Raw genomic sequence first — 25,804 nt, 5'->3', positions numbered from 1 at the left:
AAATTGAATTTTAATTTAAAATATATTATAATTTTCTATGATTGAACTTGGATATTCTTCTTTATTTGGATCTTTTTTATCCTTTCTTTTAGCAGCTATTTTATTTATTATTGGATTTAAAAGAAAGGATTTACTTTTTTTTGAATCCGGTAAAAGGGCTATTTTTTTAGGTTCTTCCTTTATAATTTTATCTTCCCTTTGTCTATGGTATCTTCTTTTAACTTCAGATTTCAGGGTAACATATGTTGCAAACTACACCTCAAAAACTCTTCCCTTTATCTACAAATTTTCTGCTTTCTGGGCTGGAATGGATGGTTCAATGCTTTTCTGGATTTTAATACTTTCAATTTATTTTTTGATTTATATCTTTTCAGCAAAATCAGAAAACTTACATAGATTAATTTCTTACACTGTTATTTCAATTGTTATTCTCTTTTTCACATTTATAACTTTCTTTTTAACAAATCCATTTAGGACACTTCCTTTTACTCCTCCAGATGGAAGAGGTTTAAATCCTCTGCTCCAGAATATATGGATGCTTATTCATCCTGTTGCCATATATTTTGGATTTGTTGGTTTTACCATTCCTTTAAGTTATGCAATAGCAGTTTTTCTCAAAGGTGAAAGAAAAGACTTTTCTTTGGAAATAAGAAAATGGACCCTTATATCTTGGCTATTTTTATCCATAGGTATTGTTCTTGGAGGAAGATGGGCATATGTTGAGCTTGGATGGGGTGGATACTGGGCGTGGGATCCGGTTGAAAACGCTTCTTTTCTTCCATGGTTAACTGCAACTGCCTTTGTCCATACCCTTTTTATTCAGGAAACAAAAAAAATGTTAAAATTATGGAACCTTTCTTTAATAATAATTACCTTTATACTTGTTGTTACAGGAACCTATATTACAAGAAGTGGGGCTCTTTCATCAGTTCATGCTTTTGCAGAAAGTGAACTTGGACCATATTTTGGTTCTTTTGTTCTTTTGAATTTATTCTTTCTATTTTTTGCTTTATTTAAATATAGAGGAAAATTAAAAGATGAAGGAGAAAAATTCAGCATTTTTGGGCTCGAAGGTTTGATTTTAATTTTACTTTTTTCCCTTATTGCTATAACCATAGTAACCCTTATTGGAACCTTTTACCCAATTATTACAGGCTTAATTCTCGGTCAAAAGATTGAAGTTACTCCTCTATTTTTTGTAAGGGCTACAGGTCCATTTTTCATTATAATTCTTATACTTTTAGCTATTTATCCCTTTACATACAAAAATTCTTCAAAATTTTTCTTTTTAATTTCCTTTTTAGCTTTCCTTTTAGTTTCATTTTTTGTGTTTATAAAAATATCAAAACATCCAGGAGCCTTTCTTGGATACGGAGTTTCAGCCTTTGCCTTTGTTTCAAATATTTATCGTTATATACATGATATTAAAATTGGAGAATTAAAATTAAATGAATATTTTGTAAGGAAAACTGGTTCTTTTCTTATTCATTTTGGTATTGTTCTTTCAGCAATTGGTATTATTTCTTCTTATGGATTTAAAGAAGAAAAAGAATTTGTAGTTAAAAAAGGAGAAAGTGTTAATTTTAAAAATTTTGAAATTGAGTATATTGAATTATCCATGGCTTCAGGACAGAATTATGATGAAGTTAGAGGAGATTTTTTAGTTAAAAACTCAGGAAGAATAAAAGGAAAACTTTCACCTGCTTTAAGGTTTTATCATAACTGGGAACAACCATCAGCTGAAATGGATGTATTGCCCCTTTTAAATGGAGATATTTATGCAGTTATTCAGGGATGGGAAGAAGATAAAACTGTCTATATTCAAGTTTTTTATAATCCTCTTATACAGCTCGTTTGGTTTGGAACATTTTTATTATTCATAGGTGGTGTTTTTGTAATTATAACAAAAAGGAAAAAATAATGATAAAAATTTTTTATGTTGTATTTTTTATTTTTATAATTTTTTATTTTGTTTTTGAGCCCTTTTTTAGAAGAAGATAAATTAGAAGAAGATAAAAATTTTATAGTTGATTTTTTTTATAAAAAACTTTAAAATTTTAATTAATGTATTATGAGGTATGCTTAAGATGCGGTTCGGAAATTGATAGAAAAGGTTTTTTCTGCCAGAATTGTGGTTTTTTCATTAGTAAAGATTTTACGGAAAAGGAACTTCTGGTTTTTAGAATGGATATAATAGGATTTACTCATCTAACAGAAAAAATAGAACTTTTTGACTTAAAAATAAATCTTTCTCTTTTATTTTCCAATTTAAGAAATATAGCAGAAAAAAATGGAGGATATGTTAACCAATATATAGGTGACGAGATTGAAATTTTATGGGGACTTGTAAAAAAATTTGAAAAAGCTGAATTTTTTAGCTTTTTAAAAGATATAAAGGATTTTTTTAACTCAAAACTTTTGAAAGTAAATTTCAGAATGCATATGTTTGGTGGATATGGTAACACAATAGTTTTTCCGGTTAAAACAGGAGAAAAGGCATATTTAATACTTATTTCTGATTTTATTAATAAAATTAATGATTTAAAAACAATTGTAAAAGAAGGAGAAATCGGTTTAATAGGAGAACCAGAGAAAATTTTTGAAGGAGATATGCTTGAAAAAAGAAGCTTTGATAATTTTAATTTTTACATTTTAAGGGAGGTAGTCTTACATGGAGCAAATTGAAAATTTATTAGTAGAACTTTTAAAACAAATGGGGGTTGGTTTAAATTATTCAAAAATGTATCCACCCGGACACCCTGCTTTTACGAGATTAGCAGAACAGTTTTTAGAGGTTATAAAAAAATTTCCAACTAAATACAAAACATTATCAATTTATTTCTTTGAAAATATAATTCTATTTGAGGAAACAAGAATGGATATAAGTAAAATTCCTGCAATTCTATCTTTATCAAAACAGCTATCAAGATATAAAATTGAGAGTGTATCAATTGACAGAGATGTTACCCAAGAAGATATAAAAGGATTTTTTGAGGTTTTTACTCTTCCGGCAAAAAAATTTTTAGAAACACAGGATCCAACAGAATTTCTGCTTCAAAAAAATATAGAAAAAATCAGATTCAATGAAGTGAAGTTTACCTTGAGCTCATCTACCACTGATAAAGAAATAAAGTTTGACCTTGAGTCAGTTTTGAAAGAAATAGAAAACACTGATAATCCTTTAAATCTTATAAAATCAATACCAGGAGAAGATATGCTTACTAAGACTAAAAATCTTTTCAAAAATGCTAAAAAAATTAATCCTCTTCAGTTATCAAAAATCTTTTCTTCAATAATGATGGAAGGAGGCGAAAATCTCCTGTCTGAATTTTTGAAAGATGAAGAAATCAAAAATAAAATCAGAGAGATAATGGTTTCTATGGATGAAAGTGATTTTTTACTTATTCTTTCTGAAATACCAAGGGAAAAAAGAAGTGATATTTTATCATTTGTCCCTGAAGATAAAAGGAAAGAAATTTTGAATAAAATTCCGAGTTTTTTAATTCCCTTTGAAACAGAAGGTGTAAGTGCTTTTAAAGAAGAAAAAGATTATGAAGGAATTGTTTCACCTAATATTTATGAAGAAGTTCGGGCTGGTTCTGAAATTGAAGAAAAAATTGATAAAATTTTTAATAAAATTGAGGAATTAAAGGATGAAGAAAAAGAAAAGGAAATAAGGGATATCTTTTTAAAAATGGTTGGAATTGATCTTAAAGAGGATTTCGATAGTTCCAAAATTTTAAGTATTGTTTCTGCTTTAAAAATAGTTGCCTATTATTTACTTGAAAAATATGGAGAAGAAGGATTTTCAGGCCTTTCACTTATTGTTTCACAAATCCTTAAAATTTTATCTCCCTCTTTAAAAAGAAGGTTCCTTCAAGAATCAGAAAAACACAGGGAAATTGCCCAATCAATAAGGAAAGTTCTTGAGGAAATGAAGGATGAAGAACTTATTTCTCTTTTATCTGGTATAAAAGAAGGAGATACAACTGTACCTGATACAATTAAGGATATTCTTGAAAAAAGGAAAGTATACACTAAGAGTGAGATTTCCTATCAGGATAAAGAGTTGGAAATGCTTGAAAGAGTTACAAGAGAAAAAAGACTTGTTATAACAGGTGAAAAGAAATTGAAATTTATGGAAAAGGAACTTGAAGAGGGAATTGGTGCCTCTGAAATGGATCTTGTCCTTGAACCACTCTTAGAAAAACTGAACAAAGGAGACGAAAATGAAAGAAGTTCAGCTGTTAGTGCTATTGCTGCTTTAGCAGTGTCCTTTATAAAGTCAGATAAACTTGGACCACTTGAAAAATTAATAAATCTTATAAAATCAAAAATACAAGAAGAGGAACATCCAGCTGTTATCTTTTCATATATTGATGGTCTTGAAAAAATTGTAGAAATTGCAAAGATAAAGGGGAAAGATTTTATTGTTGAAGATATACAGAAAACTTTTAGAGATTTACTTGATTCAGAATCAAAGAAAAAAATGGCAATAAGAGCACTTGGAAAAGTAGGTACTCAATTTGCCTTAAGGATGCTTCTAACAGCTCTATGGGATGAAGATACAGAAATAGAAGTGAAAGAGGCACTTCTTTCTTCAGGTAAGGAAGGATTTAATGCGCTTAAAGAGATATTTCCAGAAATTGAAAATATTGCTATCAGAAGAAGAATAGCTAAAATTCTTGCAGCTTTTCCACCAGATTATAGGAAGGAATTTTATGAAGCTCTTGAAGAAGAAAACTGGAAAACACAAAGAGATATAGTGTTTATACTTGGGGAAAGTAAAGATGAAGAAGGTTTACCTCTTTTAGTAAAATTTTTAAAAACCGGTCAGGATATAGTAAGATTAGAGGTACTCAGAGCTTTATCAAAAATTAATAATCCAAAAGTTGAAGATGATATTATTGAGGTTTACATTGAATATCCTGGAAAGGAAGTCAAGATAGAATGTATAAGAACACTTTTAAAAATAGGGACTGAAAAAAGTGTGGATGTAATCTCTAAGTTTATTAAAGAAACAATTGAAAAAGAAGATTTTAACGAACTTGTAATTCCTGCTTTTAATTTTGTAATGAAACATTCACCTGAAAAGGTGTACCCTTTTATAGAAAAGATTTTATTTGAAAAAACATTTTTAAAGAAACCTAAATATCCTTCTGGAATAAGAACAGAATTAGTAAGAGTTTTATCAAAATATAAAACAGAAAAAATCAAAAGTTATTTAGAGGAACTTATTAAGGATTCTGATTCTTCTGTAAAACTGGCAGCAACTATGGGATTAAGGAGATTTGAAAGTGATAGAAACTGAAAATAGAATTCAATGTAAGAGATGTAAATCTTATGTTAGAGATATCTATAACTTTTGTACATATTGTGGTTTAAAACTAAAAGATGTAAAAGTTATTGTTCCTGATAAAGAAAAAATTGCAATTTATCTTAGAAAAAAATATGTTATTTCTTTCTTTCTGAGTCTAAAATGGAAAACAAAAATAAATGCTCTTTTAATTTCTAAGTTCCACTATTTTTTAAAAAAAATTGATGAATTATGTGTTAATTATGATGGTTTTTTTGAGAAATTCAATCATTTTGAAGGCGGACTTTTTATATTTGGTTATAATGAATTTGAAAGAGACCTTATTTTTAAAGTTATTGATTTTTCTTTTAAAGTTGAAGAGTTAATTAAAAAAAATTTTTCAGATTTATGTGAATATGGTATAGGAATATGTTCTGGATGGGCATTCTTTGGAGAAATTGAATCAGGAAATAGCATGTCTATAACAGCTCTTGGTGATTGTGTGAATACCTCTGCAAGACTTTCTACTCTCTTTAATAACAGAAAATATGTTTGTGTTGATATATACGAAACTGCTATGAATTTTTATGAATTTGAACATATGGGAAAAATCAAGTTAAAAGGAAAATTTGATAGAATTGATGTTTATACTTTGATTTCTGAAAGGAAGGAAATTATTTATGAGGAATTCCAAGTTCCCTATATAGAAAGAAGTGATGTTAAGGGAAGATTAGAAGCAATTATAGGTGAATGGGAAAAGGGAGAAACTAAAAGTGTAATAATAACAGGTGAAGCAGGGATTGGAAAAACATTTCTTACAGAAAATTATTTAAAAAAATTAAAAGATAAAGGTTTTATTATAAAACTTAAAGGAAGTGATATATATTCTAACGAACCGCTCTACCCTTTCAGGTTATTTATTGAGAATTCCTTAAATAAAGAGGAATTTAAATTTATAAAAAGATATCTTGAAACTTTTTTAAAAAGCTTTTCTTATTTTTTTGAGAGAATAGAAGAAAAACCTAATAGAGAAAAACTTAAATATCTTTTATTTGATCTTTTAAGAGTTATATGCAATAAAAAAGGTAACCTTATTATATTTTTTGATGATATAGATAGAACTGACCCTTTTACAATTGAATTTATAAACTTTTTAAAATCAAAAATTGAAAAAACCCTGATTATTTTAACAGGGAGAGTCTTACCAATATCTTTAGATCCTAAAAATGTTTATAGAATCAATTTGAGAGCTTTTGATTATGATGAAACAAAAGAATTAATATTAAAATACTTCCCTGATGTAAGTCCAGAGATAATTCTTGAAATTCACCCAAAAACCGGGGGTATCCCTCTATTTATAACTCAGTATTTAAAAAGTTTAAAAGTAAGGAAAAAAGATATCAAAGAAAAACCTGAACTTCCACTTTCTTTAATAAGTATTGTTCTATCACCGATTCAGGAACTTACTGAAGGAGAGAGAGATTTATTGGAAATATTAAGTGCTGTTACTGAACTTGACCTTGATTCTCCTCTTTCAGAATACTTCTCTCACAAAATAGAAAAAAATTTAGACAAACTTATTTTAAATGATATTTTAAGAATTGAAAACAATAGAATTTTATTTGTTAATCCACTTGTTAGAGAAGTAATCTATGAATCATTACCCGATTTAATTAAAGAAAGGATTCATAAAGAAATTGTTGATGCTGTTTTAGATAGTCCCTGGGCTGAAGAGAACCCTTATTTTGTTTTTATAAACTCTTTAAAGGCGAGAGAATATGATAAAGCATGGAAATACGGTATAAAGAGTTTAAAAAAACTTTTAAGAGAAGGGACGGGTTTTATACCGAATTTTATTTTTGAAAAAATAGATGATGAAGTTATAAAAAACTATAAAGTAAAACCCCTTGATATGGGTGATTACTTTTTCCTGAAAGGAGTATATTCTTTTCTTGCCAAAGATTTTGAAAAATCTATTCAACATTTTCACAAAGCACTACTTCTGACAGAGGAAAAAGATGAAAAATGGAATGAAATTAATCTTTATCTCTCAAAGTCTTATATTGAAAGGGGAAGTCTTGAATCTGCAAAAAAATTTTTGAGGGATATAAAAATTAAAGATGAAATTACCTCAGCTAAAGTTAATATAACATGGTCTTTTCTTTACCAGAAAGAAGGTCTATTCTTTGATTCGCTTATTTTTATGAGAAGAGCAAGTAATGAACTTAAAAAGAAGGGAGTTTTTCTTTCTGAATTTAAATTGAAACTTTCTGACCTTTTATTCTGGACAGGAAATCTTGAAGATTCCTTAAACACTATTCTTGATGCAGAAAAATCTTCTTATATGGAAATGAACTTTGAAAATTTAATTGATGTTCTTAAAATAAAAGCTTTCCTGGGTATATTTTTGAAAAATGAGAATTTATTCAATTCTGCTTTTAAAATAGGACTATCTTTTTCTCAAAAATTTGAAAACCTTCCATATATTTTTTATTTTAAGAATATTAAATCTCTTCTTGAAGGAAACGAAGCAACTACTTTAGATTTAAATCTTTCATTCCTAAGGGATCCTTATATATTTTTTACGATTTTTCTTAATACAAATGAAGAGTTTTTTAAAAAAATAGATATAGGAGAAATAGAAGAAAATCCAAATTTCCCCTTTTACCAGAAGTTTTACATTAAAGCAATTAAGAAAATTAAGGAAAGCACAAGATTAAGTGAGGATTTGAAACTTCTATTTGAAGAAATTTTTAAATACCCTATACCTATCTTACATATTATCATATTAAGAGAACTTTTAAAGATATGTAAAAAAATTGAAAGATACGATGCGGTGAAGTTTCTTCTTAAAAATTATATATATATATTTGAAGACTTGAAAAATAGAATAAAAAGTGATATTTATCGGACTGGATTTGAAGAAAATCCCTTCTTTAACCCGGAAAAAATTTTAAAAGATTAACTTAAATTATTTCTTTTCTCCCAGTATTTTAAATTCAACCCTTCTATTCATCTGGTGTTCATCTTCAGTTTTTGCATTTCTTATAACAGGTCTATCTTCTCCGTAACCAATTGCTATTAATCTTGATGGATCTATTCCATGTTTATCAATAAAATAAATCCTGACAGCATCAGCTCTTCCCTGGCTCAATTTTTTATTGTATGCATTTGAACCCCTTTCATCAGTATGACCACCTATTTCAACAATTATTGTAGGATTATCCTTTAGCATTATAGAAATTGAATCAAGTATAGGATAAGATTCAGGTCTAATTGTTGCTTTGTTAAAATCAAAATATATATTTCTAAAGGTAAATACCATTTTTTCCTTTAACATAGGAAAATCTTTTATTAAAACAGCTCCACCTTTAACCTGAACATAAGCTGCCTGTGGTATATAATTGGGAACTTTTACTTTAAATAGATAAATACCTTCAAGGAGTTTTACCTCATAAGTTCCCTCAGAAGGAGATACAATTTTTTGAATTAAACTATCTTTATTTTCAGGGTAAATTTCTATATCACCTGAAAGAGTTTCCATTGTTTGAGCATTAAAAACCTTACCTTTCACAATTCCCCATTTTGTTGAAAGGAAAACATCTACCTCTTTAACTGTTCCCGGTTCTATGGAAATTCTTTCAGTTTTGAGAACATAATCAGGGTGTTCAAACCTGAATGTATATTCTCCTTTTTCCAGTTTAAATTTTAGAGTTCCTGTTCTATCTGTTTTTACCTTTGTAGTTTTTTCTTTATATTGAATAGTAACATCCACATCACTTAAAGGCTCTTCATTATCTTTATTCTTAACATAAAGTGTTAAGATTCCAAATTTTGTTTTTAAAGGAACCTTTTCTTCTCTTTTTTCTCCGGATTTTATTACAAAAGGACCTGATTTTGAATAATAATCATCTGCCTCAACATCAAATTTATACTTACCTCCTTTTATTTCACCCTTTATTTCACCATTAACATCGCTTAAACCTTCAAAAACCTTTTTATCTTTTGTATCAATTAACCTTAAAACAGCATTTGCTATAGGTTTATTGGTAAGTGAATCTATAATTCTAAACTTAAATTTACCCTTAAAAGGTGAATGAAATTCAGTTAAAAAGGATAAAGAAATTCCTCTACTTCCTGTAAAAATTCCTCTATGCTGTGATATTCCTATATTTATGGATGAAATATCCCTACTTATTATACCAAATCCAAGAGAAAAGGCAAAACCTTCGTAACCTCCAAAAGTAAACCCTGCTCTTAAAGGGATTCTTGGATGGACAAAATACTCACTACCCAAGGAAATTCTCGGTGTTTTTGTAGAAAAGGCTGTGTTTTTAAAACCCTGTTCATAGGCAAAAAACAATCTGTATTTATCCTCTGGATGCCTGTAAAAACTTGAAAATTTGAAAATCAAGGGTAATTTTACACTGAAAGCTCCGGGTATTGTGTCCACATCATCGGTTGCAATTGTGTCGTAATCTATTCCTTCACCTATATAAAGGGAATCAAGATTTCCCCTGTGACTAAAAATTACTCCTTTTGAAAAGTTTAGATTTGATATTATATTGGAAAATCCAAAAGAAAAATTAAAAAGTTTTTTATATTCAAAACCAAAACCAAAATCCATTGAATATCCAAAGTTAAAAAAGTTTGTATCTGCTCTTATACTTAAAAAATCATTTCCTGTTATTGCATCACTTGAGGAATTTAATTTAACATTAATATCACTTAATTCAAGATAGGGTCCTGAAATATAGAAAGAAAAAGAAAGTCCATAAAGTAATCTGAATTTTTCATTTGGATCAAGGAAAATACCGTTTCCAAAACCCGTTTTTATTTCAAAAAGATTAAGAACCTGAAGTGCTGTGTTATTCTTATTAGCTTCGTAAACTTTATCAAGTTCATTTCCATATAATAATAGCCTTAACCAGGGTTCTGGAATCATCATAAAAGACCCTTGAATTAATCTAAACCCCATAGCAAACCTTCCTATTGAAAATGAAAAAGGAGAAAAATAAGAAAGATGGTTCAATTTCCATGCATTACCTGAGTATTTTAAAATTTTATCTTTTAATTCCCTATTAAGTGAATCACCATTAGCAGACATTATATCATTATAAAGGGATATTGATAATGCGTTATTAGTAAGGGCAAGGTTTGTTCCAAGAAGTGAAATAGTATAGGAAGGGTTAAATTCTGAACCAATTATGGCAGGGTTGAAAAAGATGCTCTGACTTCCAAATGGGTAACTCACAGGGATATTCTCCCCTAAGGTATTATAGAGAGGATAAAAAATCAGTAATAATTTAATCATGATTATCTCTCCAATGTATATACTGTAATTCCAAGATAGCCTTTTAATTTTAAAAAGTCAAGAGGTTTTATATAGGCATTTCCCTGACTGTCCACAATAGCAAATGCTTTGTAAAAAATAAGTGAATCCTTAGCAAGATCTATAACTTCCTTTGGAATATCAATTTCAAAGGAAAACTTTGTGCTATCAATAGATACACCATCTATATTTTTAGGAGAAGCCCTGAAAAGCAAATTATTAACAGGCATAAAAGTGTCACTATTTTCTGTAAAAACTTGAATGGATAAATAAAATCTTGCAGGTAAAGAATGGGTAACATCTGCATGAAGAAAAATTTTTTGAATCCTGTTCTCTTTTGCTAAATCTCTTACATCTTTATTATCGTTTTTAATTGTATCGGTAAATGTTAAAATGTTATCACCAAGAATTCTTGCACCAAAAAGAGCCTCTTTAAAAGTTTCTACTGTATCAAAATTTGCTGTTCCTGTTAAAATCTGAGGAATGATAACAAAAAGATGAGGACCGGCTGGAAAATCATTAAAGGGTAATCTGTGAATTATATTGAAATTACCTGATACTTCTTGCTTTACACTGTCTTTTTTAAAAAGTTCAAAAGTATCTGAGATATCATTCCAACTAAAAGCTAAAATTTTAGTTTTCAAGGTGCAGGGTGAATTTAAAACATTACCTTTATATTTTGTTCCTCCGTATATAAGAAATAAAAGCGAACCAAATTCACTCCGTGTTGTATCTATAATCTTAGGGATAAACCTTCTTAAAGTGTCTCTTGCTAATTCTGAAAAACCTGAATAATTGTTAAGATTTGGGTGAATAATTTTCTGTATATTAAAAACCGAATCGGCAATAACTCTATATTTATCACTTTTAGAAACCTCATCCAAAACAGTAGTTTTTTTTAATTTTCCAGGTATTCTGAGAGTTAGAAACCAACCCACCTCATGGGGTGATTTTATACAGGCATAAAAAATGAAAAAAACAATTAAAAATAATTTTTTCATAATTTAATATTAAGAAAGACAAAAATATTTTTTCACTTATTTAAAATAAAAACCCCCCTCATTACGAGGGGGGCTATTAAAAGTGGACTTTAATTTCTATATTATCAGGGCTTTAACCAGCGAAGTCCTCCGTATTTCTGGAACCAGTAATCAAAAGTCACCCTTCCGTCACTTCCTATTGAATTTATTGTAATTTTTACAAAATTATCATCATCAGACCAACCGTTAGCTGAATGGTCTATCCAGAGAAAATACGTTTCACCCTGGACTATGGGGTTCTGTGTTGTTGGTGTATAATAGTTTCCCGGTGCAGGTGCTATATCAGCTGTTCCCACTGCAAAAGCTGTTTCAGTATTATTGAATGGGTTACCGAATGCGTTGTAATTGGGACTAACCAGGTATATATTTGCAGGATCAGTTGAACCACTTGTTAAATCATCAAGATAAAAATCGAATTGTGAAAAATTATTTTGGTCAAGAATTGAATAACTTGTTCCTATACCATCAGAATTCCATCCATAAGCACTGTTTCCTGAAGCACTTCTTTCCCAGAGTTCCTGTCCTGTTCTTGAAACAGGTGTAAAATTAAAAGATTTTGGATTTGATTCTTTATCACCAGCATAAGCAACTATTTCTATTATTTTAGCAGGATTTGTCCATTCAAAATATGTATTTGTTCCCTGATACTGTTGTGTTCCATCTACATAAACTCTATATCCATCGGCACCATCAACAGGATCCCATTCAAATCTTAATCCTCCACCCTGATTTAGAATCTGTGTTATTCTTGCATTTGGAGTGGCTATTTCCTCTTCTCCATTACAGGCAGCAAAATATATTATGGCAATGAATAACCCTGAAAGAATTAAAATCTTTTTCATTTTTACCTCCTTATTTTTTCCTTACTGGTGGGAGCTTTGGTTTAGCTTCACCTTTTGTCTCAGTTTGAGGTTTTGTTTCTTTTGACCCTTTTTCCTGTTTTAACTCTTCTACCATTGTCTTTAATTCATTAACTCTTGATTCAAGATCAGAAACTTTACTCTCAAGTTCCTGAACTTTTGTTTCCAGAGCACTCACCTTATCAGGTAGTGCCTTTATATTTTCAGGGACCTGGCAGGATATAAATAAAAGTCCTGCTATTGGTAGTATGTATAAGAGCTTCTTCATTAAATTACTCCTTATTTTTAAAAGGGGATTCGGACCCCACAATTATTTGTATTTATATATTTTTATTATAAGACTTCCTTTAAAAATTTTCAACTTATTCTTCCTTATGGTGTTTTATAACTTTCCCTTCAACCATAAAGATTACATCTTCACTTATATTTGTTGAAAGGTCTGCTATTCTTTCTATATTATTTGAAATTCTTATTATATGGATTCCCCTTTCCACTGTGGAAGGGTCTTTGGTCATATAATCTATAAGTTCTCCAAAAATTTTTTTATTAAGGTCATCAACTATATAATCCCTCTCACATACACTTTTAGCTTTTTTTGGATTTTCCTCAATAAAAGAATCTACGCTATCTTTAAGCATAGTTATGGATTCTTTTGCTATTTTAGGTAAGTCAATATAGGGTTTTACCTGAGGTCTTTCTATAAGAAAAAGAGCACTTTCACATATATTAACAGCATGGTCAGCCATTCTTTCAAGATCATTATTTATTTTTAAAATCATTAATACCATTCTTAAATCTTTTCCCTTAGGTTCATATTTTGCAATTATTGTGACAACAAGTTCATCTATTTTAATTTCAAGTTCATTGGCAGAGATTTCATCCTTTTCTATTACCTCTTTTAAAAGTTCCTCCCTCTTTTCAAGCAAACCTGTTATACTTTTTTCTATCATTTTTTCTACAAGGAAAGCATAATTTATTATTTCTTTTTTTAGTTCTTCTAATTTCTGTTCAAACATTTTAAATTACCTCCTTCTTTTATCCAAACTTTCCACTTAAATACTCCTGAGTTTTTGGATGTTTTGGAACTGTGAAAATTTTATCTGTTTCATTAAATTCTATTAATTCACCAATATAAAGAAAAGCAGTGTAATCTGAAATTCTTGAAGCCTGAGATGGGTTATGAGTCACAATTACAATTGTTAAAAATTTTTTTAACTCCTCAAGTAATTCCTCTATTTTATTTGCAGCAACAGGATCAAGAGCTGAAGTCGGCTCATCAAGAAGCAAAACCTCAGGATTCACAGCAAGTGCCCTTGCAATACATAATCTCTGCTGCTGTCCACCTGAGAGATTTAAAGCATTTTCCTTTAATTTATCCTTAACTTCGTCCCATAAATATGCTTTTTTCAATGACTCTTCCACAATAAAGTCAAGTTTCGATTTGTCCCTTATTCCTAAAATTTTTGGGCCATAAGCAACATTTTCATAAATTGATTTTGGAAAAGGATTCGGCTTTTGAAAGACCATTCCAATTTTTGTTCTTATTTCTGAAGGTTCAACCCCATTATCATAAATATTTAAACCCTTAAACAAAACTTTACCTTTTAATACAAAACCATCAATTAAATCGTTCATTCTATTAAAACACCTTAAAAGGGTCGTTTTTCCACATCCTGAAGGACCCATTATTGCTGTTATTTTATTCTTCTTTATTTCAAGATTGATATTTTTTAGAACAATTCTATCACCAAAAGAAACCGTTAAATTTTCTGTTTTTAAAACTATCATTTTATAACTTATATTTTTTTCTATAATAATTTCTTAAAATTATGCTCGTTAAGTTTAACATAAAAGTTAAAAAAAGTAAAACTATTATTGCACCTGCTGCATTATGATGAAAGGCTTTCTGAGGTCTTGAAACCCAGTTAAATATTTGAATGGGTAAAACTGTAAAGGGTGAAAGAGGAGTTGACGGCAAAAAGGCAATGTATGTTAAGGCTCCAATTGTTATAAGAGGTGCTGTTTCACCAATTGCTCTTGAAACAGCAAGAATAATTCCTGTTAAAATTCCAGGCATTGCAAGAGGCAAAACCTGATTTTTAATTGTCTGCCATTTAGTTGCACCAAGAGCTAAACTTGCTTCCCTTATAGAAGATGGCACAAGTCTTATTGATTCTCTTGTAGCCATTATTACTATCGGTAAAACAAGGAGAGAAAGGGTTAAAGAACCAGCTAAGATAGACCTACCAAGTTTAAAAAATCTAACAAAGATTTCAAGTCCAAGAAGTCCATAGATAATTGATGGAACACCAGCAAGATTCGCTATATTAATTTCAATTAGATTTGTTAAAAAGTTTTTTGGAGCAAATTCTTCAAGATAAATAGCTGCTCCTATTCCAACAGGAACAATAAAAATTATCATAACTGCCATAACATATAGTGAACCTACAAGAGGTGATAAAATACCTGCTTCTTCAGGTTTCCTTGACGGATAACTTAAAAGAAATTTAAGACTTAAAACCGGGAAACCATCTATAAAAATATCTGTAAGTAAAAGAATGAGAGTTAAAAGTGCAAAGGATAAAAATAAAATAGAAATTAATATAAAGATTTTTTCATTAAACTTTTTTTGTAATATTAATTTTTTTAAATCATTCATATTCTGAAAGATTTTATAAATTTCATTCTTAAATTATGACTCAAAATATTAAATATTAATGTGATTACAAATAATACCATACCAACAGCAAAGATTGTTCTATACTCCAATGAACCTGCTGGTGTATCACCAAGTGAAACTTGAACAATATAAGCAGTAATCGTCTCAATTGGAACAAGAGGATTGAGTGTTAAAATAGGTCTCTGTCCAGCCGCAATTGTTACTATCATGGTTTCACCAATTGCCCTTGAAAAGCCAAGAATAACTGAAGATATAACTCCAGAAGATGCAGCAGGTAAAATAACCTTCAAACTTGTTTCCAGCTTAGAGGCACCCAAAGCATAGGAAGCTTCTCTTAAACTCATCGGAACAAGGGAAAAAGCATCTTCACTCATTGATGCAATAGTTGGGATTATCATTATACCAAGAACTATCCCTGGTGAAAGGGAATTAAAACCAGAAATTTGAGGTATTATCTTTTTTAAAAGGGGGGTAACATATAAAAGAGCAAAGTATCCATAAACAACTGTCGGGATTCCTGCAAGAATTTCAAGAAGTGGCTTAATAATTCCTTTCAATTTAGGATGTAAATATTCACTTATAAGTATTGAAATAAAAATTCCCATAGGGAAAGCTATTAAAAGAGCTATAAAGGAGGTTAAAAATGTACCTGAGAGCAAAGGCCAGATTCCAAATTTTTTAATAGCAAAAAGTGGAGTCCATTCCCTTTCTGTAAAAAATCTAATTATTGATACTTCTTTGAAAAAAGAAATTGTCTCAAAAATAAGTATAAATATGATTCCAAAAGTTGTTATTACTGAAAGAAAAGCAAATAAAAAAAATATTCTTTTTATTAATTTTTCTTCAAATTTTTTTCTTTTAAAGTTCATTTTTTATTTTTATACTTTAACTGTTAAAAAATCCTTAAATTTCTGTTAAATTTCTGTTAAATTTAAAACCTTAAGGGAAGTTCTATTAAAAATTTCGTCCCTTCCCCTTTTTTACTTTCAACACTAATTTTTCCATTGTGTAAATTTATTATTTGTTTCACAATTGCTAAACCAAGACCTGCACCTGATTTTTCTCTTTCCCTTCCCCTTACACCTACATAAAACCTTTCAAAAATCCTTGGTAAATGTCTCTCATCAATACCTTCACCTGTATCATTGAATTCAATTAAAACCCTATTATCCTTTTTTCTTGCCTTTATATTTATTTCACCCTTAAATGTAAATTTTATAGAATTATCAAAAAGATTTATAAAAACCTGTTCTAATTTAAATCTATCTCCTTCAATAAGAGGTAAATCAGAAGGTATATAAACCTTTACTTCTATTTCCTTTTCTTTTAAACGCTTTTCAAAAATGGGTAAAACTCCGTCAATTATCTCTCTCAGGTTAATTTTTTCAATTTGAAGAGCTTTCTCCTCACTTTCTATCTTAGAAAGAGAAATTATTTTTTCCGTCATATCTATAAGTCTTTCAATGTGTCTTTTAATTATTGAAATGTACCTTTTATTTTTTATCTCTTCCTCTTCTTCAATCGTCTCAATATAACCTTTTATTAAAGTTAATGGCGTTTTAAGTTCATGGGAAAGATTTAATGTAAAATCTCTTTTAACTTCTTCAAGTTTTTTCATTTCAGTTATATCAGTCAAAACTATAACAAAATTCTCTGTTTCAGGTATTTTTTTTATTTTTAAATAAAAAATTTTATGATCTAAACTGATTTCACCTTCTGCTTCTCCTTTTTCAAGTGCTTTTTCAAATTTATATAAAAATTCCGGTTCCTTTATAAACTCATAATAAAATTTGCCTTTTTCAATACTTTGAAAATTTTCCTTTGCTTTTTCATTAAAATAAAGAACCTCTCCTCTTTTATCAAGCAATAAAACTAAATCAGGTAGTGCCTTAGAGAGTGAGTCAATAATCGATTTTTCCTTTTCAATTTCATCAAGTGATTTCTTTATGTTAACTGCCATTAAATTAAAATTCTTTGTTAATTCACCCAATTCATCCTTTCTTTCAGAAAAAATTCTTATATCAGTATCTCCAGAAGATATTCTTTTGAATGCCCTTGTTAAATCCCTGAGCGGAAGAGTAAAGTTTCTTGAAAGTATTAATGAAATTATGGAAGAAAATAAAATAAGAATTAAAATTACAAGTCCTATTCTTCTATATAAATTAGTAATAAAATCATCTATCCTTTGAGCTTTTAAACCTATTCTTAAGACCCCTATTATATTATCATTTTCATAAAGGGGAACTGCTAAAAAAATCATATTATCCTTATAAATTTCACTTTTTCTTATAGAAAATCCTTTTTCCCCATGGAAAGCTATATCTATTTCAGGTTTTTTATTTTCCATTATTTTTATCTGTTCCTCAATATCAGAGTCTAAAAATAATTCTCCGTATTTATCATAAATGCTAATTTTTAAACCTCTCTTATTACTGAATTCCTTAATAAATATTCTTAAACTTTTGATATCATTGTTAATTAATAAGTATTCTGTCCTATCAGATAAAGAAAAAATAAGATCATCGAGGTGACTTTTAAGTTCATCTATATATCTATTTCTAACTACTCCTAAAATTGAAATTAGAATAAGAAGGGAAAAGAAAGAGAGAATTAAAAAATAACTTAAAAAGAGTTTATAAAAAATCTTTTTCATTCTTCAAATTTATAACCCATTCCTTTTATATTCTTTATAAACTTTCCTGCTTCACCAAGCTTTTTTCTCAAATTCCTTATATGAACATCAACAGTTCTTTCATAAACTAGCTTACCTCTTCTTGATATGTGCTCAAGGATTTGCTCCCTTTTTAATAAAACACCCTTTCTTTCAAGAAGAAGTTTTAAAATTTTAAATTCAGCAGGTCTTAAATTAACTTTTTTGTCGTAAACATAAACTTCAAACCTATCAATATCCATCTTTAAAATTTTACCTGCTTCTAAAATATTTTTTTCTTCCTTTTTTTCTCTATATCTTCTCAAAACAGCATTTACCCTTGCAACAAGTTCTCTTGGTGAAAAAGGTTTTGTAACATAATCATCTGCACCTATTTCAAAACCAAGAATCTTATCTTCAAGTTTTGTCCTTGCTGTAAGCATTATAACCGGAATATCCTTATAATTTTTTTCTTTTTTTAATTCCTTACATAATTCAATCCCATCATAATCAGGAAGCATTAGATCCAAAACTATCAAATCAGGTTTCTTTTCTCTTAAATGATGTAAAAAACTTAAAGCATCATAAAATCCCTTAAACTCGTATCCTGCTTTTTCAAGATGATGCTGCAAAAGTTCAATAATATCAGATTCATCATCCACCGCATAGATAAGACCTTTATTTTTCAATTATATTATAGTATATTATAAGAATGAAAAAATTCTCTATTATCACACTTGGGTGTCCGAAAAACCAAGTTGATAGTGAATATCTTGCAGGAAACCTTTTAAAAAATAATTTTGAATTAGTTCCACCCGAAAAATCTGAAGGTATAATAATAATGACCTGCTCCTTCATAAATCCTGCTGTTAAAGAAACAGAAAATACTATAAGAAAATTTATTGAACTAAAAAGAAATAAAAAAATTAAATTCCTTGCAGTGGGAGGATGCTATATACATAGATTCAAAGAAAAAATTAAAGAAAAATTCCCAGAAATTGACCTTTTATTCGGGTTTGATGATATAGAAAATTTTGAGAAAATACTCAAAAAAAATAAAGAAACAAACTATAGTTCAACAAGATTTATCTATTCTGATAAAATTCCAAGACTAATTTCTACAAGGAATTTTGCCTATTTGAAAATTTCAGAAGGTTGTGATGAATTATGTTCTTTCTGTATTATACCAAAAATAAGGGGGAAATTTCGTTCAAAGCCCGTGGAGAAAATAATTGAGGAAGCTAAATTGCTTACAGATTCAGGTTTTTACGAAATAATTTTAATTTCTCAGTCCACCGGTTTATATGGTGTTGATATTTACAAAAAGAAAATGTTAAAGGAACTTCTTAAAAATCTTTTAAAAATTAAAAAATTAAGATTACTCAGAATATTTTATCTTCATCCAGCAGATTTTGATGAAGAAATTATTAAATTAATTGTAGATAACGATAAAATGGCCCCTTATATTGATATTCCAATTCAACATATCTCAGAAAATGTATTAACTACAATGAGAAGAAGAGGAAAAAAGGAAAAGATTTTGAGTGCTTTAGAATTGATTGATAAGTATAAAAATAAGAGAAATTTAACAGTTAGAACTGAAATAATTGTTGGGTTTCCAACTGAGAGAGAGGAAGATTTTGAAGAACTTTATGAATTTTGTAAAAAGGATAATTTAATAAAAAGGTGGGCTCTTTTTAAATATCATAATGAAAAGGAAAGTTTTGCTTACGAGAATTACAAGCCTTTGGCTAATAAAATTATTGAAGAAAGGTATAAAAAAATGTTAGAGGTAATAAGAGAAAAAAATTTAATTTCTGCGAAAGAACTAATTGGAAAAGAACTTATTTTTATTCCAGAATATAAGGAGGATGGAAGAGTTTTTGGTCATACTGAGTATGATGCACCTGAAATTGATATAAAATCTTTTGTGGAAAGTGATGATTATGAAAATTTTGTTTTCAGAAAATTGAAAGTTAAAAGCATTTCTAAAAAGGGGTTTAAACTGGTTAATATTTATCCATAGAGCACACGGAAACCTTCCTTCCTGCTTCTGCTATCGAAGTTGTGTTTTAAATTCCTTAATATTTATTCGTAGAATATAGCAAGGGGTGGTATATTTTTCTTTAAAAATTCTATTGTTTTTTCCTTAACGGTTTTTGAATCAGGCATTTCAAGAGTTTTTCTTGCGAATTCTTTAACTTTTTTATATTCAAGCCACTGGAAAATTCCATATAAAAGGGGTATTGCATCAGGGTGAACAGATAGTTCATCAACTCCTAAACCCATCAAAATAATTGCTCCAAGAGGATCAGATGCCATTTCCCCGCACACAGCAACTTTTTTTCTGTAAGGATGAGCCCCCTTAACTACATGGTTTATAAGGTTCAAAACAGAGGGATGGAATTCGCTGTAAAGAGGAGCAAGAAAAGGATGTGTTCTATCAACTGCAAGTGTATACTGGGTTAAATCGTTAGTTCCAATTGAAAAGAAATCTACCTGAGATGTAAATTCTTTAACCATTAAAGCTGATGCTGGTGTTTCTATCATTATTCCTACAGGAATATAATTATCAAAGGGAACATCTTCTCTTGTAAGTTCCTTTTTTGCCTTTTCAAGAACACTTTTTGCTTCCTCAACTTCTTTTACTGTTGTTACCATTGGAAAAAGAATTCTTATATTTCCAAGATTTGATGCTTTTAAAATTGATCTCATCATCATTTTCATTATTTCCTTTTCAAAAAGGAGAAATCTGATACCCCTTAATCCAAGAAAGGGATTTTTCTCCTCAAATCCTGGTATAGCTGGTTCACCTGCTATGTCTATCAATCTGACTATAAGTGGATCAGGGAAAACCATTTTTGAACTTTTTTCAAAAACCTCTGCAAGTTTATCCTCATTATGCCATATTCCAGGGTCCCACATTAAAAGTTCAGTCCTAAAAAGACCTACTCCAAATCCTTTATTTTTTACAATTTCTTCAACTTCTTCAAGTCCTGCAGCATTTCCCATTACAGATACTCTTTTTCTTTCCTTACCCTTTCCTACCTTTGGTCCTTTTATTATCTTTTGAATTGCTTCTGTGTAAAGTAATGGTTTTCTCTCATATTCTTTTTTTGTTTCTTCATCTGGATTTATTATTACTTTCCCTGACCATCCATCAACAATTACATCATCTCCATCTTTAACCCCTTCAAGTATTCCTTTAACAGCACAGACCATTGGAATTTTTAAACTCTTTGCAACTATAACACTGTGAGAGGTATGTCCTCCGTGTTCTATGACTATTCCAATATCCGAAGTTTTAGAAATTGAAAAAACATCAAGGGGTGAAATATCATCTGATACTACAATTGTTCCTTTTTCAACATCAATAAAACTCGGCTTGCCAAGAAGTATTTCAAGGAATTTTCTAATAAGATGATTTATTTCTCTTGCCCTTTCTTTAAATACAAAACTTTCACTTTCCTCAAGTTTTGATAAAAAATTTTTCATTGATTCAATAAAACTATTCTCAGCTGAAAGTCCTTTTTCTATATTTCTTTTAACACTCTCCTCTATAACAGGGTCGTTAATTATAAGTATTTCACTTTCAATTATTTTTCTATAACTTCCTCTAAAATGTTCAAGAACAAGCTCAAGTTCCCTTGTAATTTCTTTTTTTGCTTTTTCAAATTTTAAAATTTCTTCTCTTCTACTTTTCGCCTCTCTTCGGGGAATTTTTAATAATTTGAGGTCAAATTTTTTTACTTTTCCTATTGCAAGACCTTTTGATGCCGGTATACCTTGAAAAATCTTAGACTTTAATTTAGTCTTCACCAAAACCCTCCTCAACAAGATTTACAAGTTCTTTCAGAGCCTCTTTTTCATCAGGCCCTTTACATCTGATTATAAGCTTACTACCTTTTGTTGCAGTTAAAATCAATAAGCTCATAATACTTTTTCCGTTCACTTCAATACCATCTTTTATAACATAAACCTCACAGTTATATTTTGAAGCAATTTTAACAAACTGTGTTGCCGGTCTTGCATGTATGCCAAGTGTATTTTTTACAATAACTTCTTTCTCAATCAACTTCTTGAAATCTATTCTTTAATTTCTCAAGAACTGATGGTAAAGTGGTATATTCCATTTCTTCAAGTCCAAGTCTCTGTGGCTCAAATGGACCCATTCTTCTTATATAATCAGTTATTTCTTGAGCTCTTTTTCTCGTTAAATCAAAAGCAGGGTCATCAAACATATCCTTTGGACCTATCAGTTTTCCATCTTTTACCTGAAATCCGAGTGCCACAACTCTTGGTGGACCATCAAATCTGGTACAAGAGGCATCCTTCATAGAAACAGGCATAAGAGGTCCCCAGTGAGAGCCCCTCATCCAGCCAGCTACAAGATGGGCAAGGGAAAAAGCTTCAAGAACTTCACCAACAGCAGGAAAACCACTTTGAGTTCTAACAATCATAACAGGGTCATCTTTTCCCACATATTTACCTGCAATAAGAGAAAGTCTCTGAGTTGAAGCAGTTGCAGCAATTACACCATCTTTTCTGTAAACATTTTTAATTGCATAGGTTTCAACTGCTCCAATTAAAGCTAATAGGCTATACATTTCCTCTGGACAAGCAAGTTTTACAACTTTACCCTCTTTCATATGAAGAACTTCAAATATAAACCCATCATGCAACTTTGGGTCAATTACAAGACCTGCTGTATTAAAGGGATCCGCAAAAATTTTAAACAAAGGCAAATTCCATGCACCAGGTGATGTTTTATCAGCCATAAAAACAATAATGGGCTCTGAAACTCTCTCCTCTATCTCCATCTCTGCTACTCCTGGACCCATACCTTTAACATTTCCTGAAAATGCATCAGACAAAATATCCTGCCCTGCTCCATAAAGCCCGAGTTCCTTTGCTTTCTCTGAACCTTTTTTAAAAATTTCCCAAGCAAGTTTATGTATTTCTGAATTATCAACCCCCTTATTATGAGTCATTATAAGTTCAAGGTCATCTCCTGCATGAGCAACAAAATAATCTATTATTACTCCACTCTTTTTCGCCTCCTCAAGCTCGTCCTCAGCCAAAGCCATTAAAGCTGGATGCATCCCAGAATGACCCACATACCCGCCAATATCTGCTTTTATCACACTTATTGTTACCTTCATTAAAAAAATCCTCCTTTTACTATTTACAGGAATTGAACCCTTTGAAATTTAATTAATTTTATTATATAATATTTTATAAATTTTGTCAAGTTTTTTGTTTTTTCCTGTGAGAGAGTAAAATAGGGTTCAACTCCCTTTAAAATTTTTAAATAAAAAGTGAAAAAAAGAGGAATATGTATATGGTTAACAGGTTTACCCTGTTCTGGTAAAAGTACAATAGCAAAAGGTTTATCAGAAAAACTTATTGAAAGGGGAAGGGATGTTGAAATTCTTGATGGAGATATTGTCAGAAATTTTTTGAATAAAGATCTTGGATTTACGAAGGAAGATAGGCTCGAAAATATGAGAAGAGTTTCAGTTCTCGCTGATTTACTCACAAAACATGGTGTAGATGTCATAGTAGCTCTTGTTTCACCTTATAGAGAAGGAAGAGATAAAGCAAGAAAGCTTTTGCCTTTATTTGTAGAGGTTTATGTTAAGGCAAGTCTTGAAACATGTGAAAAAAGAGATGTAAAGGGAATGTATAAATTGGCAAGGGAAGGGAAAATCAAGAATTTTACTGGTGTGGATGACCCATATGAAGAGCCCTTAAATCCTGAAATTATATGTGACACAGAGAAGGAGGAAATAGAAGAAAGTGTGAACAAAATTATTAAATTTCTTGAAGAAAGAAACTTCATAGAGGTAAAGGAATCAGAGGAAACGGGATACACAGAGGAAGAGGAAGAAGAAATTAAAAAGAGGCTTGAGGAATTAGGTTACATTTGATAGGAGAATTTGTTCTAATTTCTATTTTAAAGTTAAAAATTTTTAAAAATATATTAAAATCCTTTTCTTTCTGGAAAAGAATTTCAATACCCTTTGTGCTCGGCACTATTCTTTTTGTTTTAATATATTACATTTTGTTTAGATTCTTTAATTTTATGTCTAAAATTCCTGTTCTTGGAATAATTGTTTCACAAAAATTTCTTGACTTTACTCTTATGGGCACCTTCTTTTTCCTTACCCTTTCTAACATAGTTGGAAGTTTTTCTTTATTTTTTGAAGATGATGAACTTCCCTTTTTATACAAGTTTCCTTTAAAAAAGGAAAGTATATTTTCTTTTAAATTTTTAGAAATAATTATTTACTCTTCCTGGGTTCCTTTAATATTCCTTATTCCTTTAATTCTTTCTTATTTGAATGTATTTAAACTAAAAGGTATTAATTTATTTTTTTTATATTTGAACTTTTTACTTTATATTCTATCATCAGGTTTACTTGGTATTCTTCTTTTTTATTTATTTGTAAAACTCTCACCTTTTTTAAAAAGAGAGTTATTACCCCTTTTTTACGGAGCATTATTTTCCGTCTTCATATTCCTTTATTTTAAATTTTTAAAACCTGAGAGCTTTAAAATTTTTGACGCTAAAAGTATAGATGAAGCAATTCAGATTTTGAAAAAAGCTGGAACGATGTCTCCATATTTTTTGCCTTCTAACTGGTTTTTTTCAAGCTTTATTCTTATTAAAAATAACCTCTTAATTTTTTTACTTTTTTTAATTTTTAACTCCCTTCTATTTATCCTCCTTATTTCTTTACCATTTGATGAGATATATCATAGAAAACTAACCCTAAAAGGGGGGAAAGGTGGAAGAAAATCTAAATTAATTTTCCTTCAGAAGGAATTAAAAAGTTTTTACAGAAATTACACCCAATTATCACAATTTCTTTTTTTAATTTTGTTATTTGTTTTATATGTTATCTCTGTTAGAGGTAAAGGGATAGGTATTGATTATCCTACCTTTCATATTTTAATAATTTTCGCCAACTTTACTTTTATAATATACCTTTTAATTACAATAGCAATTAGATTTATATATCCTGCTCCTTCTCTTGAAGAAAAAGGAATAACTATTTTTTATTATTCAGGACAAAATCTTTTTAAATTTTTTTACTTCCAACTTCTTTTATACTTCTTTTTATTGATTATTTTAGGTTATACTTTATTTTTTTTAACACATTTTTCCTTAAAAGTTAGATTTTTTAAAGATTTAACTTTACTTTTTATTATTATTTTACCCTTATTTGTTTTTATTTTAACCTTTATTTCACTATCAACAGGTTATATTTTACCTCATTTTAATGAAAAAAATCCTACAAAAATTGCCTCAGGACCTGGTGGTTTTTTAACAGCGATAAGTTTAATTCTTTATCTTTTAGTTTCCATTTATATTCTCATACAAAAACCCCTCCATGGATTCTATTATGTTTTAAAAAGTAATTTCTTTTTTGAAATTTTGCTCCTTTTAATTTTATCTTTTTCCCTGTTTATGATTTTTAAAATTATTTTAGATGTAAAAATTAAAAAAATGGAGTTCTAAATTTTGGGAAGAATATTAGGAATTGATTATGGTGAAAGATTTGTGGGTTTTGCAATTTCAGATGAGAGAGAATGCATATCTTCTCCACTTTTTGAAATCGATAAAAGAAAAAAAAGTTTTAAAAAAACTATTAAAGAATTAATAGAGAAATATAAACCTTACTTAATTGTTTTTGGAGAACCCCGTTCCATAAAAGGAGAAGGTTTGAAAATTTCTGAAGAAATAAAAAAGGAAGGTGAAAAAATTGAAAGAAAATATAATATAAAGGTAGTTTACTGGGATGAATGGAATTCCTCTAAGCTTGCAAGTAAGCATAAAAAAAAGGAAATTCACTCAATATCAGCAGCCTATATATTGCAAGATTACCTAAATTTTATGTATAATAAAAAAGACATAAAGAAGGAGGGTTAAATTCCCTAAT

General features: G+C 29.3%; 21 protein-coding genes. 8 read left to right on the top strand and 13 right to left on the bottom strand.

The annotated features are described in order from the left end of the window. Positions 1 to 37: 37 nt before the first annotated feature. The 4 genes from ABIN17_00900 (at position 38) to ABIN17_00885 (ending at position 8,261) form a co-directional block, all read left to right on the top strand. On the top strand, positions 38 to 1,921 hold the full coding sequence (locus tag ABIN17_00900) for a cytochrome c-type biogenesis CcmF C-terminal domain-containing protein (protein ID MEO0283618.1): 1,884 nt from the start codon (positions 38 to 40) through the stop codon (positions 1,919 to 1,921). Positions 1,922 to 2,064: 143 nt separating this feature from the next. Further along, the gene (locus ABIN17_00895; protein MEO0283617.1) at positions 2,065 to 2,685 is read left to right on the top strand and encodes a hypothetical protein; all 621 of its coding nucleotides are present in this window, start codon (positions 2,065 to 2,067) and stop codon (positions 2,683 to 2,685) included. Further along, a complete protein-coding gene (locus tag ABIN17_00890) occupies positions 2,672 to 5,311 on the top strand; it encodes a hypothetical protein (protein ID MEO0283616.1) in 2,640 nt (879 codons plus the stop codon). Before ABIN17_00895 ends, ABIN17_00890 begins: the two co-directional genes overlap by 14 nt. Continuing rightward, entirely contained in the window at positions 5,298 to 8,261 is a 2,964-nt protein-coding gene (locus ABIN17_00885) for an AAA family ATPase (GenBank protein MEO0283615.1), read from the top strand. Before ABIN17_00890 ends, ABIN17_00885 begins: the two co-directional genes overlap by 14 nt. Positions 8,262 to 8,267: 6 nt before the next feature. Here the strand turns inward: ABIN17_00885 and ABIN17_00880 are convergent, their stop codons facing one another. The 10 genes from ABIN17_00880 to ABIN17_00835 form a co-directional block, all read right to left on the bottom strand. After that, entirely contained in the window at positions 8,268 to 10,610 is a 2,343-nt protein-coding gene (locus ABIN17_00880) for an OmpA family protein (GenBank protein MEO0283614.1), read from the bottom strand. Positions 10,611 to 10,612: 2 nt separating this feature from the next. Further along, the gene (locus ABIN17_00875; GenBank protein MEO0283613.1) at positions 10,613 to 11,629 is read right to left on the bottom strand and encodes a hypothetical protein; all 1,017 of its coding nucleotides are present in this window, start codon (positions 11,627 to 11,629) and stop codon (positions 10,613 to 10,615) included. A 104-nt stretch (positions 11,630 to 11,733) separates the two neighbouring features. After that, a complete protein-coding gene (locus ABIN17_00870) occupies positions 11,734 to 12,510 on the bottom strand; it encodes a hypothetical protein (protein MEO0283612.1) in 777 nt (258 codons plus the stop codon). Between the two features lie 10 nt (positions 12,511 to 12,520). Beyond that, positions 12,521 to 12,796: a hypothetical protein gene (locus tag ABIN17_00865; GenBank protein MEO0283611.1), complete on the bottom strand. Its 276-nt coding sequence runs from the start codon at positions 12,794 to 12,796 to the stop codon at positions 12,521 to 12,523. 94 nt (positions 12,797 to 12,890) lie between these two features. After that, positions 12,891 to 13,544, bottom strand: a complete 654-nt coding sequence (gene phoU / locus ABIN17_00860) for a phosphate signaling complex protein PhoU (protein MEO0283610.1) — start codon at positions 13,542 to 13,544, stop codon at positions 12,891 to 12,893. Between the two features lie 19 nt (positions 13,545 to 13,563). Further along, positions 13,564 to 14,316 (bottom strand): phosphate ABC transporter ATP-binding protein PstB, encoded by a 753-nt coding sequence (gene pstB / locus ABIN17_00855; protein MEO0283609.1) that lies wholly within the window; start codon positions 14,314 to 14,316, stop codon positions 13,564 to 13,566. A gap of 1 nt (position 14,317) precedes the next feature. Beyond that, positions 14,318 to 15,187, bottom strand: coding sequence for a phosphate ABC transporter permease PstA (pstA, locus tag ABIN17_00850; protein MEO0283608.1), 870 nt, complete (start codon positions 15,185 to 15,187; stop codon positions 14,318 to 14,320). After that, positions 15,184 to 16,077 (bottom strand): phosphate ABC transporter permease subunit PstC, encoded by an 894-nt coding sequence (gene pstC / locus ABIN17_00845; GenBank protein ID MEO0283607.1) that lies wholly within the window; start codon positions 16,075 to 16,077, stop codon positions 15,184 to 15,186. Before pstC ends, pstA begins: the two co-directional genes overlap by 4 nt. 62 nt (positions 16,078 to 16,139) lie before the next feature. Continuing rightward, positions 16,140 to 17,861 carry an ATP-binding protein gene (locus ABIN17_00840; GenBank protein MEO0283606.1) on the bottom strand — a complete coding sequence of 574 codons (1,722 nt, stop codon included), beginning with the start codon at positions 17,859 to 17,861 and terminating at the stop codon, positions 16,140 to 16,142. Beyond that, positions 17,858 to 18,547 (bottom strand): response regulator transcription factor, encoded by a 690-nt coding sequence (locus tag ABIN17_00835; GenBank protein ID MEO0283605.1) that lies wholly within the window; start codon positions 18,545 to 18,547, stop codon positions 17,858 to 17,860. The genes ABIN17_00840 and ABIN17_00835 overlap by 4 nt, the downstream gene beginning before the upstream one ends. A 23-nt stretch (positions 18,548 to 18,570) precedes the next feature. Between ABIN17_00835 and rimO the strand changes: the two genes are divergently transcribed. Beyond that, on the top strand, positions 18,571 to 19,884 hold the full coding sequence (gene rimO, locus ABIN17_00830) for a 30S ribosomal protein S12 methylthiotransferase RimO (protein MEO0283604.1): 1,314 nt from the start codon (positions 18,571 to 18,573) through the stop codon (positions 19,882 to 19,884). Between the two features lie 62 nt (positions 19,885 to 19,946). Here the strand turns inward: rimO and ptsP are convergent, their stop codons facing one another. The 3 genes from ptsP to fbp are packed head-to-tail and all read right to left on the bottom strand — an operon-like array spanning position 19,947 to position 23,020. Beyond that, positions 19,947 to 21,677 carry a phosphoenolpyruvate--protein phosphotransferase gene (gene ptsP, locus ABIN17_00825; GenBank protein ID MEO0283603.1) on the bottom strand — a complete coding sequence of 577 codons (1,731 nt, stop codon included), beginning with the start codon at positions 21,675 to 21,677 and terminating at the stop codon, positions 19,947 to 19,949. Further along, a complete protein-coding gene (locus ABIN17_00820) occupies positions 21,667 to 21,933 on the bottom strand; it encodes an HPr family phosphocarrier protein (protein ID MEO0283602.1) in 267 nt (88 codons plus the stop codon). The genes ptsP and ABIN17_00820 overlap by 11 nt, the downstream gene beginning before the upstream one ends. Beyond that, positions 21,926 to 23,020: a fructose-1,6-bisphosphate aldolase/phosphatase gene (gene fbp / locus ABIN17_00815; GenBank protein MEO0283601.1), complete on the bottom strand. Its 1,095-nt coding sequence runs from the start codon at positions 23,018 to 23,020 to the stop codon at positions 21,926 to 21,928. The genes ABIN17_00820 and fbp overlap by 8 nt, the downstream gene beginning before the upstream one ends. 156 nt (positions 23,021 to 23,176) lie before the next feature. Here fbp and cysC point away from each other — a divergent pair, with 156 nt between their 5' ends. Genes cysC through ruvX form a run of 3 tightly spaced genes read left to right on the top strand, consistent with a single transcriptional unit; the run spans position 23,177 to position 25,794 of the window. Then, on the top strand, positions 23,177 to 23,788 hold the full coding sequence (cysC, locus tag ABIN17_00810) for an adenylyl-sulfate kinase (protein ID MEO0283600.1): 612 nt from the start codon (positions 23,177 to 23,179) through the stop codon (positions 23,786 to 23,788). After that, positions 23,785 to 25,383: a hypothetical protein gene (locus tag ABIN17_00805; GenBank protein MEO0283599.1), complete on the top strand. Its 1,599-nt coding sequence runs from the start codon at positions 23,785 to 23,787 to the stop codon at positions 25,381 to 25,383. Before cysC ends, ABIN17_00805 begins: the two co-directional genes overlap by 4 nt. A 3-nt stretch (positions 25,384 to 25,386) precedes the next feature. Beyond that, on the top strand, positions 25,387 to 25,794 hold the full coding sequence (gene ruvX / locus ABIN17_00800) for a Holliday junction resolvase RuvX (protein ID MEO0283598.1): 408 nt from the start codon (positions 25,387 to 25,389) through the stop codon (positions 25,792 to 25,794). Positions 25,795 to 25,804: the final 10 nt, after the last annotated feature.

Source organism: candidate division WOR-3 bacterium (assembly GCA_039803925.1).
GTDB lineage: Bacteria > Hydrothermota > Hydrothermia > Hydrothermales > JAJRUZ01 > JBCNVI01.
This window is presented reverse-complemented; position numbering and strand designations above follow the sequence as displayed.